The 12,923-nt window shown below is 75.0% G+C and carries 12 protein-coding genes and 1 tRNA gene; 9 read left to right on the top strand and 4 right to left on the bottom strand.

Features of this window, described 5'->3' with window-relative positions; all coding sequences use genetic code 11:
- Positions 1–4 precede the first annotated feature (4 nt).
- The 3 genes from HL189_RS10055 (at position 5) to HL189_RS10045 (ending at position 3,255) form a co-directional block, all read left to right on the top strand.
- Positions 5–1,393 carry an FAD-binding oxidoreductase gene (locus HL189_RS10055; RefSeq protein WP_369133558.1) on the top strand — a complete coding sequence of 463 codons (1,389 nt, stop codon included), beginning with the start codon at positions 5–7 and terminating at the stop codon, positions 1,391–1,393.
- Positions 1,394–1,490: 97 nt separating this feature from the next.
- The gene (locus tag HL189_RS10050) at positions 1,491–2,888 is read left to right on the top strand and encodes an FAD-binding oxidoreductase (RefSeq protein ID WP_369133557.1); all 1,398 of its coding nucleotides are present in this window, start codon (positions 1,491–1,493) and stop codon (positions 2,886–2,888) included.
- 61 nt (positions 2,889–2,949) lie between these two features.
- A complete protein-coding gene (locus HL189_RS10045) occupies positions 2,950–3,255 on the top strand; it encodes a hypothetical protein (RefSeq protein ID WP_369133556.1) in 306 nt (101 codons plus the stop codon).
- Here the strand turns inward: HL189_RS10045 and HL189_RS10040 are convergent.
- From HL189_RS10040 to selD, 4 genes are all read right to left on the bottom strand, one after another.
- Positions 3,245–3,562, bottom strand: a complete 318-nt coding sequence (locus tag HL189_RS10040; protein WP_369133555.1) for an antibiotic biosynthesis monooxygenase — start codon at positions 3,560–3,562, stop codon at positions 3,245–3,247. The genes HL189_RS10045 and HL189_RS10040 overlap by 11 nt on opposite strands.
- 13 nt (positions 3,563–3,575) lie before the next feature.
- Positions 3,576–4,037, bottom strand: a complete 462-nt coding sequence (locus HL189_RS10035; RefSeq protein ID WP_369133554.1) for a YbaK/EbsC family protein — start codon at positions 4,035–4,037, stop codon at positions 3,576–3,578.
- Positions 4,038–4,129: 92 nt separating this feature from the next.
- Complete coding sequence (locus HL189_RS10030; protein ID WP_369133553.1) at positions 4,130–5,095, bottom strand: zinc-binding dehydrogenase; 966 nt, start codon at positions 5,093–5,095, stop codon at positions 4,130–4,132.
- Positions 5,096–5,171: 76 nt separating this feature from the next.
- Positions 5,172–6,182, bottom strand: a complete 1,011-nt coding sequence (selD, locus tag HL189_RS10025; RefSeq protein ID WP_369133552.1) for a selenide, water dikinase SelD — start codon at positions 6,180–6,182, stop codon at positions 5,172–5,174.
- 235 nt (positions 6,183–6,417) lie between these two features.
- Here selD and HL189_RS10020 point away from each other — a divergent pair, with 235 nt between their 5' ends.
- The 6 genes from HL189_RS10020 to selB all read left to right on the top strand — a co-directional run bounded on the left by HL189_RS10020 (position 6,418) and on the right by selB (position 12,920).
- Positions 6,418–7,374, top strand: a complete 957-nt coding sequence (locus HL189_RS10020; protein ID WP_369133551.1) for a carbohydrate ABC transporter permease — start codon at positions 6,418–6,420, stop codon at positions 7,372–7,374.
- Entirely contained in the window at positions 7,371–8,258 is an 888-nt protein-coding gene (locus tag HL189_RS10015; RefSeq protein ID WP_369133550.1) for a carbohydrate ABC transporter permease, read from the top strand. Before HL189_RS10020 ends, HL189_RS10015 begins: the two co-directional genes overlap by 4 nt.
- A 52-nt stretch (positions 8,259–8,310) precedes the next feature.
- On the top strand, positions 8,311–9,687 hold the full coding sequence (locus tag HL189_RS10010) for an ABC transporter substrate-binding protein (protein ID WP_369133549.1): 1,377 nt from the start codon (positions 8,311–8,313) through the stop codon (positions 9,685–9,687).
- A gap of 24 nt (positions 9,688–9,711) precedes the next feature.
- A tRNA-OTHER gene (locus tag HL189_RS10005) sits at positions 9,712–9,807 on the top strand.
- A 60-nt stretch (positions 9,808–9,867) separates the two neighbouring features.
- Entirely contained in the window at positions 9,868–11,184 is a 1,317-nt protein-coding gene (gene selA / locus HL189_RS10000; protein ID WP_369133548.1) for an L-seryl-tRNA(Sec) selenium transferase, read from the top strand.
- Entirely contained in the window at positions 11,175–12,920 is a 1,746-nt protein-coding gene (gene selB, locus HL189_RS09995; RefSeq protein WP_369133547.1) for a selenocysteine-specific translation elongation factor, read from the top strand. Before selA ends, selB begins: the two co-directional genes overlap by 10 nt.
- Positions 12,921–12,923: the final 3 nt, after the last annotated feature.

Here is a 12,923-nt window from a genome sequence, read left to right as displayed (position 1 = left end):
GACCGTGACGCAGCAGCAGACACCGCTCCCCGCCCGCATCCGGGCGGAGGGCCTGCGTGGGCTGTGCGGGGGATCGGTGCACCTGCCCGGTGACCCGGCATACGACATGGCCCGATCACCGTGGAACCTGCAGATGTCCGACCACCCCGCCGCGGTGGTCTACCCGGCGTTCCCGGACGAGGTGGCCGACGTCCTGCGCACGGCGTGCGCGGCCGGGCTGTCGGTGGCGCCGCAGGGGACCGGGCACGGCGCGCCGCCCCTGCACGGCCACCTGACCGAGGCCGTGCTGCTGCGCACCTCGGCGATGAGCGAGCTCGCGGTGGACGTCGAGCGGCGCAGCGCCCGGGTCGGCGCGGGCGTGCTGTGGGGGGACCTCACCGACGCCGCTGGGCGGGCCGGGCTGGCCGCCCGGCACCCGTCGTCCCCGGACGTCGGCGTCGTCGGCTACTCGCTCGGCGGGGGCATCGGCTGGTACGCGCGCCGGCTCGGGCTGCAGTGCAACGCGGTCACCGCCGTGGAGCTGGTGCTCGCCGACGGCACCTTCGTCCGGGCCACCGCCGACGACGACGCCGACCTGTTCTGGGCGCTGCGCGGCGGGGCGGCCCCGCTGGGCGTCGTGACCGCGCTGGAGTTCGACCTGTTCCCCCTCGACACCGTGGTCGCGGGCTTCCTGGCCTGGGACTGGACCGCCGTCGAGCGGGTGCTGCCGGCCTGGGTGGCGTGGTGCGCCGACGCGCCGGAGGAGGCGACCACCGCCTTCCGGCTGCTGGAGGTGCCGTCGGGGGAGGAGTTCCCCGCGCACCTGCGCGGGCGGCGGCTGGCGATGGTGGACGGCGCCGTCCTGGGTGACGACCGCTCCGCCGCGGACGTGCTCGCCCCGCTGCGGGCGCTCGCCCCGGAGATCGACACCGTCACCCGGGTGGCGGCCGCGTCGCTCGCCCGGCTGCACCTCGACCCCGAGGGGCCGACGCCGGCCTACGCCAGCAGCACGCTCGTCGGCGGCCTGCCCGACGCCGCGATCGGCGCGGTCATCGACGCCGTGGGCCCCGGCTCGGGCACCCGCCTGGCCGCCGCCGAGCTGCGCCAGCTCGGTGGCGTGCTGTCCCGGCCGGACCCGGACGGCGGCGCGCTGTCCTACCTGGACGGCGCCTTCCTCGCCCTCGGCCTGGGCCTGGAGGGCGGGCCGGAGGACTGGCCGCAGCAGCGCGCCGCCGCGGCCCGCTTCCTCTCCGCGCTGGAGCCGTGGGCGACCGGGCGGCACTACCCGCCGATGCTCGACGAGCCGGTCGACACCCGGAAGGTGTTCCCGCCCGGGGTGCACGCCCGGCTGTCGGCGATCCGGCACAGCGTGGACCCCCGCGGCCTGTTCGTCGCGCCGCACCCGCTGGCTTGAGGTCGGCCGTCAAGGACGGCTCAAGAGCCCGCCAAGGCCCCGGCGGCACGGTTCCTCCAGACGTCATCCGGACGTCGCCCCGGACCTGGAGGATCCCGTGACCGCACTCCTCGACACCGCCGTCGACGAGACCACCGCCGTCGACGCCCCGTTCGACGTGCTCGACGCCGTCCTGACCGGCTCGGTGCACACGCCCGACGACCCCGGGTACGGCCCGCTCGTCTCGCCGTGGAACCTCGCCGTACCCGTGCAGCCGGCCGCCGTGGTCGACGCACGGACCGGGCAGGACGTCGCCACCGCGGTGCGCTTCGCCGGCGCCTTCGGGCTGGGCGTCGGCGTCCAGGCCACCGGCCACGGCGCCGTCCGCGGTATCACCGGGGACCTGCTGATCTCCACGAAGGGCCTGGACGAGCTGACCGTGCACCCGGAGGGCTGGGCCCGGGTGGGCGCCGGCGTGAAGTGGCTGCGGGTGATCGAGGCCGCGGCCCCGCTCGGGCTCGCCCCGCTCAACGGGTCCTCCAGCGACGTCGGCGTCGTGGGCTACACCACCGGCGGCGGCGTCGGCCCGATGGCGCGGACGTACGGCCTGGCCGCCGACCGGGTCCGCGCGTTCGACGTCGTCACCGGCGACGGCGTGCTGCGCCGGGTGACCCCCACCGAGCACCCCGACCTGTTCTGGGCGCTGCGCGGGGGGAAGGGCACGACCGGCATCGTCACCGCCGTCGAGTTCGACCTGCTGCGCATGTCCACCTTCTACGGCGGCGCGATCTACTTCGACGGCGCGGACACCGCCCGGGTGGTCGAGGCATGGCGGCACTGGTCGGCGACCCTGCCGGAGCAGGGGACGACGTCCTTCGTGATCTTCCAGCTGCCACCGCTGGAGTTCGTGCCGCCGCCGCTGGCCGGGCGGATGACCCTCGGTGTCCGGTTCCTGTGGACCGGCGACCCGGCGGAGGGCGCGCGGCTGCTCGACCAGCTGCGCGCGGTGGCCCCGGTGGTCCTGGACGACGCCGCGCTCAAGCCGTACACCGCCGTCGACTCGGTGCACGCCGACCCGGTGGACCCGATGCCGGTGATCGACCCGGCGATCCTGCTCCGCGACTTCCCGGCCGAGGCGGCCGAGCTGCTGCTCGCCGTCGCCGGCCCCGGCTCGGGGTCACCGCAGGTCCTGGTCGAGGTGCGCCAGCTGGGCGGGGCGTACGCCCGCGAGGCCGAGCACCCCAACGCCTTCGACCACCGCGACGCCCGCTACAGCCTGCTCGTCGTCGGCATGGCGCCGGACCCGGCGGCCCCGGGGCACGCCGAGGCGGTGTTCAGCGCCCTCGCCGACTGGGACACCGGCACCGTGTGGCCCAACTTCGGCCCGGTGCACGACGCACGGTCCGCCCGGCGGGCCTACGACGAGGCGACCCGGCGGCGGCTCGCCGGGATCGTGGCCACCTACGACCCGGACGGCGTGCTGACCCCTGGCCGCTGGACCCGGGACACCGACTAGCGTCAGCCCCCGGTCCGGCGGGACCGCCGGACCGGGGACGCAGACCTGAGCGGAGTCCGCCATGACCTACGGGTTCGTCATGGACGTCCCGGCGCCGATCGAGGCGTACGAGGCGATGCACGCCGAGATCACGCGCCGGGCGACGGGCCCCGTCGAGGGGCTGCTGCTGCACCTCGGCCGGGCGACGGCCCGCGGCTTCCAGATCGTGGAGCTCTGGGAGTCCAAGGAGCAGTACCTCCGCTACGACGCCGAGCTCGTCCAGCCGGTCGTCGCCCGGATGGCGGCCGGGCAACCACCCGTCGAGTCGACGGTGGAGGAGTTCGAGCCGCGCGGCCTGATCCTCCCCGGCGCGACCGTCAGCGTGTGACGGCGCCGGACGCCACGTCGAAGTGGCTCACCGTGGTCTCCCGGTCGACGAGGTACCGCTCGTCCTCCGGGTAGAACACGGCCTGCTCGACGTGGTCGCCGGCGAACGCGCGGATCGCCTCGAACGACTCCCACAGGCTGAAGGTGACGATCTCCGTCCGCCCGTCGTCGAGGTCGCGGGTGAGCATCCAGGCACCCTGGTTGCCGGGCGTCCGGCGGTACTCCGCCATCCCGGTGGCCTCGATGTAGTCGACGTAGGCGTCGCGGTCCGCGGCGCGGACCCAACCGCGCCAGATCCGGGCGATCACAGCGGTCCTCCGTTCAGGCGACTGCGGCCTCCAGGCCGCCGGTGACCCGCACCAGGTCGGTGTAGGTCACCGCGATCATCGTGTGGTGGTCACCGCCGCCGGCCCACAGCACCGGGTGCGCGGCCAGGTCGACGTCGACGACGGCGCGCAACGGGGACGGGTGGCCGACGGGGGCGACCCCGCCGACCTCCTGGCCGGTCGCCGCGAGCACGAACTCCGGCGCCGCCCGCCGGACGCGCGCCGCGCCGACGAGCGCGGCCACCGTGCCGGTGTCGACGCGGTGCGCGCCGCTGGCGAGCACGAGCAGGGGAGCACCGTCGGCGTCGAACACCAGGCTGTTGGCGATCGCGCCGACGTCGCAGCCGAGGACCCGCGCGGCGGCGGCAGCCGTGGGCACCGGCTCGTCGAACCGGCGCACCTCGGCGTCCACGCCCCCGGCGCGCAGCGCCGCGACCACCCGCTCGACCGCGCTCACCGGCTCCCCACCCGCAGCGCTGTCCGGTTCGCTCCCGCGGGGCGCTCCGCTCCTCGCTCGTTCCTCGCTGCGATGCCCACGCCCCTGTCCGCTCACAGGCTGAAGACGATCTTCCCGGCCGTCCGGCCCTCCAGCATCCGCTCGAAGCCGTCCCGCGCCTGCGCCAGCGGCAGCTCGACGTCGATCTCGGGACGGACGCCCGTGACCCGGCACATCTCGATCAGGTCCTCGAGCTCCCCGCGGGTGCCCATCGTCGAGCCGATCACCGACAGCTGGGTGAAGAAGACGCGGTTGAGCTCCGCGCCGGGGTCGTAGCCGGTGGTGGCGCCGCAGGTGACCACGACCCCGCCCGGGCGCAGCGACTTGATGCTGTGCGACCAGGTCACCTTGCCGACGCTCTCCATCACGCCGTCGACCCGCTCGGGCAGCCGCGCACCGGGCTCGAACGCCTGGTCGGCACCGAGCGCCAGGGCCGCCGCCCGCTTCTCCTCGCTGCGGCCGGTCACCCACACCCGGTAGCCGGCGGTGCTGGCCAGCCGGATCAGCGCCGTCGCGACGCCGCCGCTGGCGCCCTGCACCAGGATGGTCGACCCCGGGCGCAGGCCCGACTTCACGAACAGCATCCGGTAGGCGGTCAGCCACGCGGTGGGCAGGCAGGCGGCCTCGGCGAAGGACAGCTCGGCGGGCTTGGGCAGCAGGTTGCGCCGCGGCACCGCGACCCGGTCGGCGAACGTGCCCTGGTACAGCTCGGAGAACAGCGTCCGCTTCGGGTCCAGCGTCTCGTCGCCGGTCCAGCCGGGGCTGGCGACCACCCCGTGGACGACGACCTCGTTGCCGTCGGCGTCCAGGCCGGCCGCGTCGGTCCCCAGGACCATCGGCATCCGCTCGACCGGCAGCCCGACCCCGCGCAGGCTGAAGAGGTCGTGCTGGTTGAGCGAGGCGGCCCGGACCTGCACCGTCGTCCAGCCCTCGGGCACCTCGGGCTCCGGGCGGTCACCGACCTCCAGCACCGACAGCGGATCGTCCGGGGCGGGCTTCGAGACGAAGGCAGCGAGCATGCAGGCAACGTAACGAAGGGCAGGCAGCCCGGCGACGTGTACGTGATCGGGAGGAAGTCCCCGTACTCGATCCCGATCACGTACGGACGACGACGACGTGCTCCTGGCGCGGGACGAACTCCCCGATCACCGGTGCCCCGGGCACCTCCCCGCCGAGCAGCAGCCCCCCGGAGGTCTGCGCGTCGGCCAGCAGCAGTGCCTCGTCCTCACCGACCGCCGACAGGTCGGCGTGCGGCCGCACCCAGTCCAGGTTGCGCCGGGTGCCGCCGGAGACGAACCCGGCGGCCAGCGCCTCCCGCGCCCCGGCGAGGTAGGGGACGGCGGCGGCGTCGACCACCGCGGTCACGCCACTGGCCCGGGCCATCTTGTACAGGTGGCCGAGCAGGCCGAACCCGGTGACGTCGGTGCCCGCCCGGATCCCGGCGGCCAGCGCCGCTCGCGACGCCTCCGCGTTCAGCGTGGTCATCGACGCGAGCGCCTCCGCGGACACCTCGCCGGTGCTCTTCATCCGGTTGTTGAGCACCCCCACGCCCAGCGGCTTGGTCAGCGACAGCGGGGTGCCGGCGACCGCCGCGTCGTTGCGGATCAGCCGCGCGAGGTCGACCAGCCCGGTCACCGCCATGCCGTACTTGGGCTCGGGATCGTCGATCGAGTGCCCCCCGCCGACGTGGCAGCCGGCCTGCTGGGCCACCTCGAGACCGCCGCGCAGCACGTCCGCGGCGAGCTCGGCGGGCAGCACGTCGCGGGGCCAGCCGAGCAGGTTCACCGCGACCACCGGGGTGCCGCCCATCGCGTAGACGTCGGAGAGGGCGTTCGCGGCGGCGATCCGGCCGAAGTCGTAGGCGTCGTCGACGACCGGGGTGAAGAAGTCGGTCGTGAGCACCAGCCCCTGGCCGCCGGGCAGTTCGACGACGGCGGCGTCGTCCCCGTCGTCCAGCCCGACCACCAGCCGGGTGGCCGGGTCGACCGGCCCGCCGCCGGTCAGCCCGGCGACGACGGCCTCGAGCTCCCCGGGCGGGATCTTGCAGGCGCAGCCACCGCCGTGGGCGTACTGGGTGAGCCGGACGGTGGCGGGAGCAGTGGTCACGCCGCGAGGTTAGAGCCCCGTCGCGGCGGGCCGCAGCGGCGTCCTGCCTGGTCGTCGTTGCGAAACCGTGTTGCGGACCGGTGAACGGGGACGGTTGCGGGACGTTACGCTCCGCGTCACCTCGCGGTGGCCCGCAGGAAGCACTGGGCCCGCAGTCTGCTCGGTGGCCGACCGGTTCGGGGCGGCCGCCCCGAAGGGAGTTGGTCGGCGTGCCCGTGCCACGGTGGTGTTGCCCGTGACGACGACGGAAGCCCCCCGGGCGCTCCCGCCGACGTCCCCCGCCCGTGCGGCCGCGCCCCGCCGCCGCAGCCGGTTCTCGCGGCGCAACCGGCGCGACTACCTGGTGTTCCTGGCCTTCGCGGCGCCGAACCTGCTGCTCATCGCCCTGTTCACCTACCGGCCTCTGTTCTCGAACATCTACTACTCGACGCTGAACTGGACGCTCGGTTCGCCGGTGGCCACGCCGGTCGGGCTCGGCAACTACGTGGAGTTCTTCACCTCGCCGGGGACCCGCGGCGTGCTGGTGACCACCGCGGTGTTCACCGTCGCCACGGTCGGCGGGTCGATGGTCCTCGGCCTGCTGGTGGCGCTCGCGCTGAACAAGCGGGTCCGCGGCGTCGGATTCGCCCGGGCGGCGGTCTTCTCGCCGTTCGTCCTCTCCGGGGTCGGCGTGGGCCTGGTCTGGCTGTTCATCTTCGACCCGGTGGTCGGCGTCCTGGGCTACCTGCTGCGGCTCGTCGGCGCGTCGAGCCCCCAGTGGTTCAACGACCCGACGCTGAGCCTGGTCATGGTGATCATCGTCTACATCTGGAAGAACCTGGGCTTCGCCGCGGTGATCTACCTGGCGGGGCTGCAGTCGATCGACCGGGACCTCCTCGAGGCCGCCTCGATCGACGGCGCGAACTCCCGGCGCACCTTCTTCTCGATCGTGCTGCCGCTGCTCTCGCCGACGACGTTCTTCCTGCTGGTCACGAGCATCCTCAACTCGCTGCAGGCCTTCGACATCCTGCGGATCATGAACCCGCTGGGCCGGGGCACCACGACGCTGATCTACGAGGCGTACCTGCAGGCCTTCGGCGGCTCCAACCGGGCCGGCTACTCGGCGACCGTCTCCACCGTGCTGTTCGGGCTGCTGGTGCTGCTGACGGTCTTCCAGTTGATCGTCCTCGAGCGACGGGTGCACTACCGGTGACCGCCGTCGCCGAGCGGGCGCCGGTGCAGGCGCGCCGCAACGGACCGCTGTCCCGGCAGAACCTGGTCGCCACGATCGCCACCGGGTACGTGCCCATCGTCCTCGCGACGCTGGTCGTGGTCCTGCCGTTGCTGTGGATGATCCTGGCGTCCTTCAAGGGCCCGGGGGAGCTGCTCACCCAGACCCCGAGCGTGCTGCCGGAGTCCTTCGCGCCGACCAACTACACCGAGGCCGCGGAGAAGGTGCCGTTCGGACGGCTGTTCTTCAACTCGGTCCTGGTCACCGCCATCGGCGCCGGGATCAAGGTGGCGCTCGCCGTGCTCACCGCCTACGCGCTGGTCTTCGTCCGGTTCCCCGGCAAGAAGATCATCTTCGCGCTGGTGCTGGCCACGCTGATGGTGCCGCCGCAGGTCTCCCTGCTGCCCAACTACGTGCTGATCACGGGCCTGGGCGGGGCCGACACCTACTGGGGGATCATCCTGCCGGGCCTGGCCACCGGGTTCGGGACCTTCCTGCTGCGGCAGCAGTTCCTCACCCTGCCGGCCTCGATCCTGGAGGCCGCGGAGATCGACGGTGCCAGCCACTGGAAGCGGCTCACCCGGATCGTCGTGCCCATCTCGACGCCGGCGATCGCGACCGTCGCCCTGGTCAGCATCGTCTTCGAGTGGAACGAGTACCTGTGGCCGCTGGTCATCGTCTCGGACCCGAACATGATGACCCTCCCCGTCGGCCTGACCCTGCTGCAGAACAGCGAGAGCGGCGCCGACGGCTACGGCCTGGTGATGGCCGGCACGGTGCTGGTGATCGTCCCGGTCCTCGTCGTCTTCACCGCGTTCCAGCGCTACATCGTCTCCGGGCTGACCCAGGGCGCCGTCAAGGACTGACCCCCGCCCACGCTCCACCCCGCTCCCACCCGCTCGACCAGGAGGTCCACCCATGCCCCCGCAGCTGCCCCCCTCGCTCACCCGCACCGCGCTCGATCGCCGCCGCTTCCTCGGGCTGGCCGGCCTGGGGCTGTCCGCCGCCGCGATCGCCGCCTGCGGCGGTCCCAGCACGTCCGGTGGGGGCGGCGCGGCCGCCCCGACCGACGAGACCGACTGGTCCTCGGTCACCCCGGCCAGCGAGATCACCTTCTGGTCCAGCAACCCGGGCTCGTCCCAGGCGGTGACCCAGCAGCTGATCGACGCGTTCCACGCGTCGCAGCCCGACATCAAGGTCACCCTGGTCACGGCGGGGGCGAACTACGAGGAGATCGCGCAGAAGTTCCAGGCCGCCCAGGCCGGTGGCGACCTGCCGGACCTCATCGTCTTCTCCGACGTGTGGTGGTTCCGGTACAAGATGCTCGACTCGATCATCCCGCTGGACGGGCTGGTCGAGGCGGTCGGCATCGAGAAGGACGACTACCGCGAGGGCCTGTGGGCCGACTACACCTACGACGACGCCCAGTGGGCGATCCCGTGGGCGCGCTCCACGCCGCTGTTCTACTGGAACAAGGCCCACTGGGCGGCCGCCGGCCTGCCCGACCGCGCCCCGGAGACGTGGGCGGAGTTCACCGAGTGGGCGCCCAGGCTGCAGGCGGCCGGAGTGGGCACCCAGCGCGCCTTCCAGCACCCGGCGCTGGCCGGCTACGCGGGCTGGAGCTTCCAGAACGTGCTGTGGGGCTGGGGTGGTGGCTGGTCGGCGAAGGAGTCCTTCGACATCACCTGCAACTCGCCGGAGTCGGTGGCGGCCATCCAGTTCCTGCAGGACTCCGTCTACAAGGACGCCTGGGCGGGGGTGGCCAGCAGCGACTCGGTCAACGACCTCACCGCGGGCGCGGCCAGCGCGACCATCGCCTCGACCGGCAGCCTGGTCGGCATCCTCAAGGCCGCCACCTTCGAGGTCGGGGCCGGCCCGCTGCCCGGCGGCCCGGTGGAGACCTCGCCGGTCTGCCCGACCGGCGGCGCCGGCGTCGGCATCCCGAAGGACATCGCCCCGGAGAACCAGCTCGCCGCGGCCACCTTCGTCAAGTTCCTGACCTCGCCGGAGAACACGGTCACCTTCTCGCAGGCCACCGGCTACATGCCGGTGCGGAAGTCCGCCGACACCGCCGCGATCGTCGCGGCGGCCCCGCAGGTGCAGGTGGCGCTGGACCAGCTCGAGGCGACCCGGACGCAGGACTACGCCCGGGTGTTCCTGCCCGGCGCGGACCAGGAGATGGCCAAGACCTGCGCGAACATCCTGACCTCGCAGGCGGACGTGCAGGCCGAGCTCGACGCGCTGAAGACGACGCTGGAGACGATCTACACCCGGGACGTCGAGCCGAACCTGTGACGGGGCCTGCGTAGGCTCGGCCGCGGAGACGTCAGGGTGCCTGGTGGCCTCCGCGGCCTCTAAAGCCGACGTGGCCGAGCAGCTCGGTCAGGCGGGTTCGATTCCCGTCCGTCTCCGCCAGCCGTCGTGCGGAGCCGGCCTCGCGGCCGGCTCCGCACCGGCGACCTACGCTGGGCGATCATGACCGGAGACCCCCGCCGCCTGGTCCCGCGGACCGATGCCGTGCTGGCCGAGCCGCGGGTCGCCGCCGCCGCGGAGCGGCTGGGCCGGGAGCTGGTGAAGTCCCTCGTGCAGGGCGCGCAGCAGCAGGTGCGGAACGGCGGGCTCGCTCCGGAGGACGTCGTCCCGGCGGTGCTCGCCGGCCTGCCCGCCACCGCCGGCAGCCTGCGGCCGGTGCTCAACGCGACCGGCGTCCTGGTGCACACCAACCTCGGGCGGGCGCCGCTGTCGCCGGCCGCGGTCGACGCCGTCGTCGCCGCCAGCGGCACCACCGACGTGGAGCTCGACCTCGGCACCGGGCGGCGCGGGACCCGCGGCGAGGGTGCGCTGGCCGCGCTGCTGGCCGCCGTGCCCGCCGCCGAGGCCGCCCTGGTGGTGAACAACTGCGCCGCCGCGCTGGCCCTGGTGGCCACCGCGCTCGGGCAGGGCCGCGAGCTGGTCCTCGCCCGCGGCGAGCTGGTGGAGATCGGGGACGGCTTCCGGATCCCCGACCTGCTGGTCGCCACGGGCGCGCGGCTGCGCGAGGTGGGGACGACGAACCGGGTCACCCTCGCCGACTACACCGACGCCCTCGGCCCGGGCACCGGCGCCGTGCTCAAGGTGCACCCGTCGAACTTCGTCGTCCGCGGCTTCACCCGGGCGGTGCGGGTGGCCGAGCTGGCGGGCGCGCTGGCCGGGACCGGGGTGCCGCTGGTCGCCGACGTGGGCAGCGGCCTGCTCGCGCCGCACCCGCTGCTGCCCGACGAGCCGGACCTGCAGAGCACGCTGACCGAGGGCGCGGACCTGGTGCTCGCCAGCGGCGACAAGCTGCTGGGCGGCCCGCAGGCGGGGATCGTCCTGGGCCGCGCCGACCTCGTGCAGCGGCTGCGCCGCCATCCGCTGTACCGCGCGCTGCGGGTGGACAAGACCACGCTGGCGGCGCTGGAGGCCACGCTCCGCGGCCCGGTGCCGCCGGTGCGGGCGATGCTCGAGGCCGACCTGGCCGAGCTGCGGACGCGTGCGCAACTCGTCGCCAGGACCGTCGTGGCCGCCGGGGTGGACGCCCTGGTCGTCGGCGCCACGGCGCGGGTCGGTGGCGGGGGAGCGCCCGAGTTCGAGCTGCCGAGCGTGGCGGTGGCGCTCCCCGCGGCCTTCGCCGAACCGCTCCGCCGGGGCCCCGTCCCCGTGGTCGGGTACGTGGCCGACGACCGGACGCTGCTGGACCTGCGCAGCCTGCCGCCCACGGACGACGTGCGGCTGATCGCCGCGGTGCTGGAGGTGGCCCGCCGGTGGACGTGATCGCCACCGCCGGGCACGTCGACCACGGCAAGTCCACGCTGGTGAAGGCCCTGACCGGGATGGAGCCGGACCGCTGGGAGGAGGAGCGCCGGCGGGGGCTCACCATCGACCTCGGCTTCGCCTGGACGACGCTGCCCTCGGGTCGGCGCCTCGCGGTCGTCGACGTGCCCGGGCACGAGCGGTTCGTCGGCAACATGCTGGCGGGGGTGGGCTCGGTCCCCGCGGCGCTGGTCGTGGTCGCCGCCGACGACGGCTGGTCGGCGCAGACCGCCGAGCACGTCGCCGTGCTGGACGCCCTCGGTGTGCGGCACGGGCTGCTCGCGGTGACCAAGGCCGACCTCGCCGATCCCGCGCCGGTGCTCGCGGACGCGACCGAGCGGCTGGCCGGCACCTCGCTGGGCCGGCTCCCCGCCGTCCCGGTGAGCGCCCGCACGGGCGAGGGGACCGCCGAGCTGGCGGCCGCGCTGGAGCAGGTGCTCGCGGGGCTGCCCGCCCCCGACGCGACGGCCGCCGTGCGGCTCTGGGTGGACCGGGCCTTCACCATCCGCGGCGCCGGCACCGTCGTGACCGGGACCCTCGCCGCCGGGACCGTGCGCCCCGGCGACCGGTTCGTCCTGGGCGGCCGCGAGGTGACCGTGCGCGGGCTGCAGTCGCTGGGCGCGCCCGTGGACGCCGCCTCCGCGACGGCGCGGGTGGCGCTCAACCTGCGCGGGGTGGCCGTGGAGGAGATCTCCCGCGGCGACGCCCTGCTCACCCCGGATGCCTTCCGGCAGGCCACCGACGTCGACGTCACCCTCGTCGCGGGCACCGATGACCGGCTGCCCGCCGAGCTGGTCGTGCACGTCGGCTCGGCGACCGTCGCCGCCCGGGTGCGCCCGCTGGGCGGGGCGGCGCTGCGCCTGCGGCTGGCCGCACCGCTGCCGCTGCGGGTGGCGGACCGGCTGCTGCTGCGCGACCCGGGCGCGCGCCGGGTGCACGGCGCGGACGTGCGGGACGTCGACCCGCCCGAGCTGCGCCGCCGCGGCGCCGCCCGCACCCGCGGGAGGGAACTGGCCGAGCAGCCGCCCGGGGAGGCCGGGGCCCGGGCCGAGCTGGCGCGCCGCCGGTTCGTCCGCCGCGCCGACTGGGTGGCGATGGGCTGGCCGGTGCCGGTGGACGTGCCCGCCGTCGGCCCCTGGCTGGTCGCGCCGGGGGTGCTGACCGAGGTGGCGCGACGGGTGCCCGGCGTCGTCGCCGCGCACCGGGCGGCGCACCCGCTGGAGCCCGGGCCGCCGGCAGAGGTGGTGCGGCGCGAGCTGGACCTGCCCGGTCCCGAGCTGCTCGCGGTGGTCGTCCGGCCGCCGCTCGCGTTGCGCGACGGCCGCGTCGTGGCCGCCGCGGCCGGGCTGCCACCCGCGGTGCAGCGGGCGGTCGACGGGATCCGGACGCGGCTGGCCGACGCGCCGTTCGCGGCTCCGGCGGCCGGTGACCTCGTGGCGGCCGGGCTCGGCGCGCGGGAGCTGGCGGCGGCGGTGCGCGAGGAGCAGCTGGTGCGGATCGCCGACGGGGTCTACCTGGCACCCGGGGTGGCCGAGGAGGCGCGCCGGCGGCTGGCCGGGCTGCCGCAGCCGTTCACGCTCAGCCAGGCGCGTCAGGCCTGGGAGACCAGCCGGCGGGTCGCCGTCCCGCTGGCCGAGTGGCTCGACGCGCGCGGGGTGACCGTGCGCCTCCCGGACAACACCCGCCGGCTGCGCTGACGA

Source organism: Modestobacter sp. I12A-02662, assembly GCF_041028325.1.
Classification (GTDB): Bacteria; Actinomycetota; Actinomycetes; order Mycobacteriales; family Geodermatophilaceae; genus Modestobacter.
This window is presented reverse-complemented; position numbering and strand designations above follow the sequence as displayed.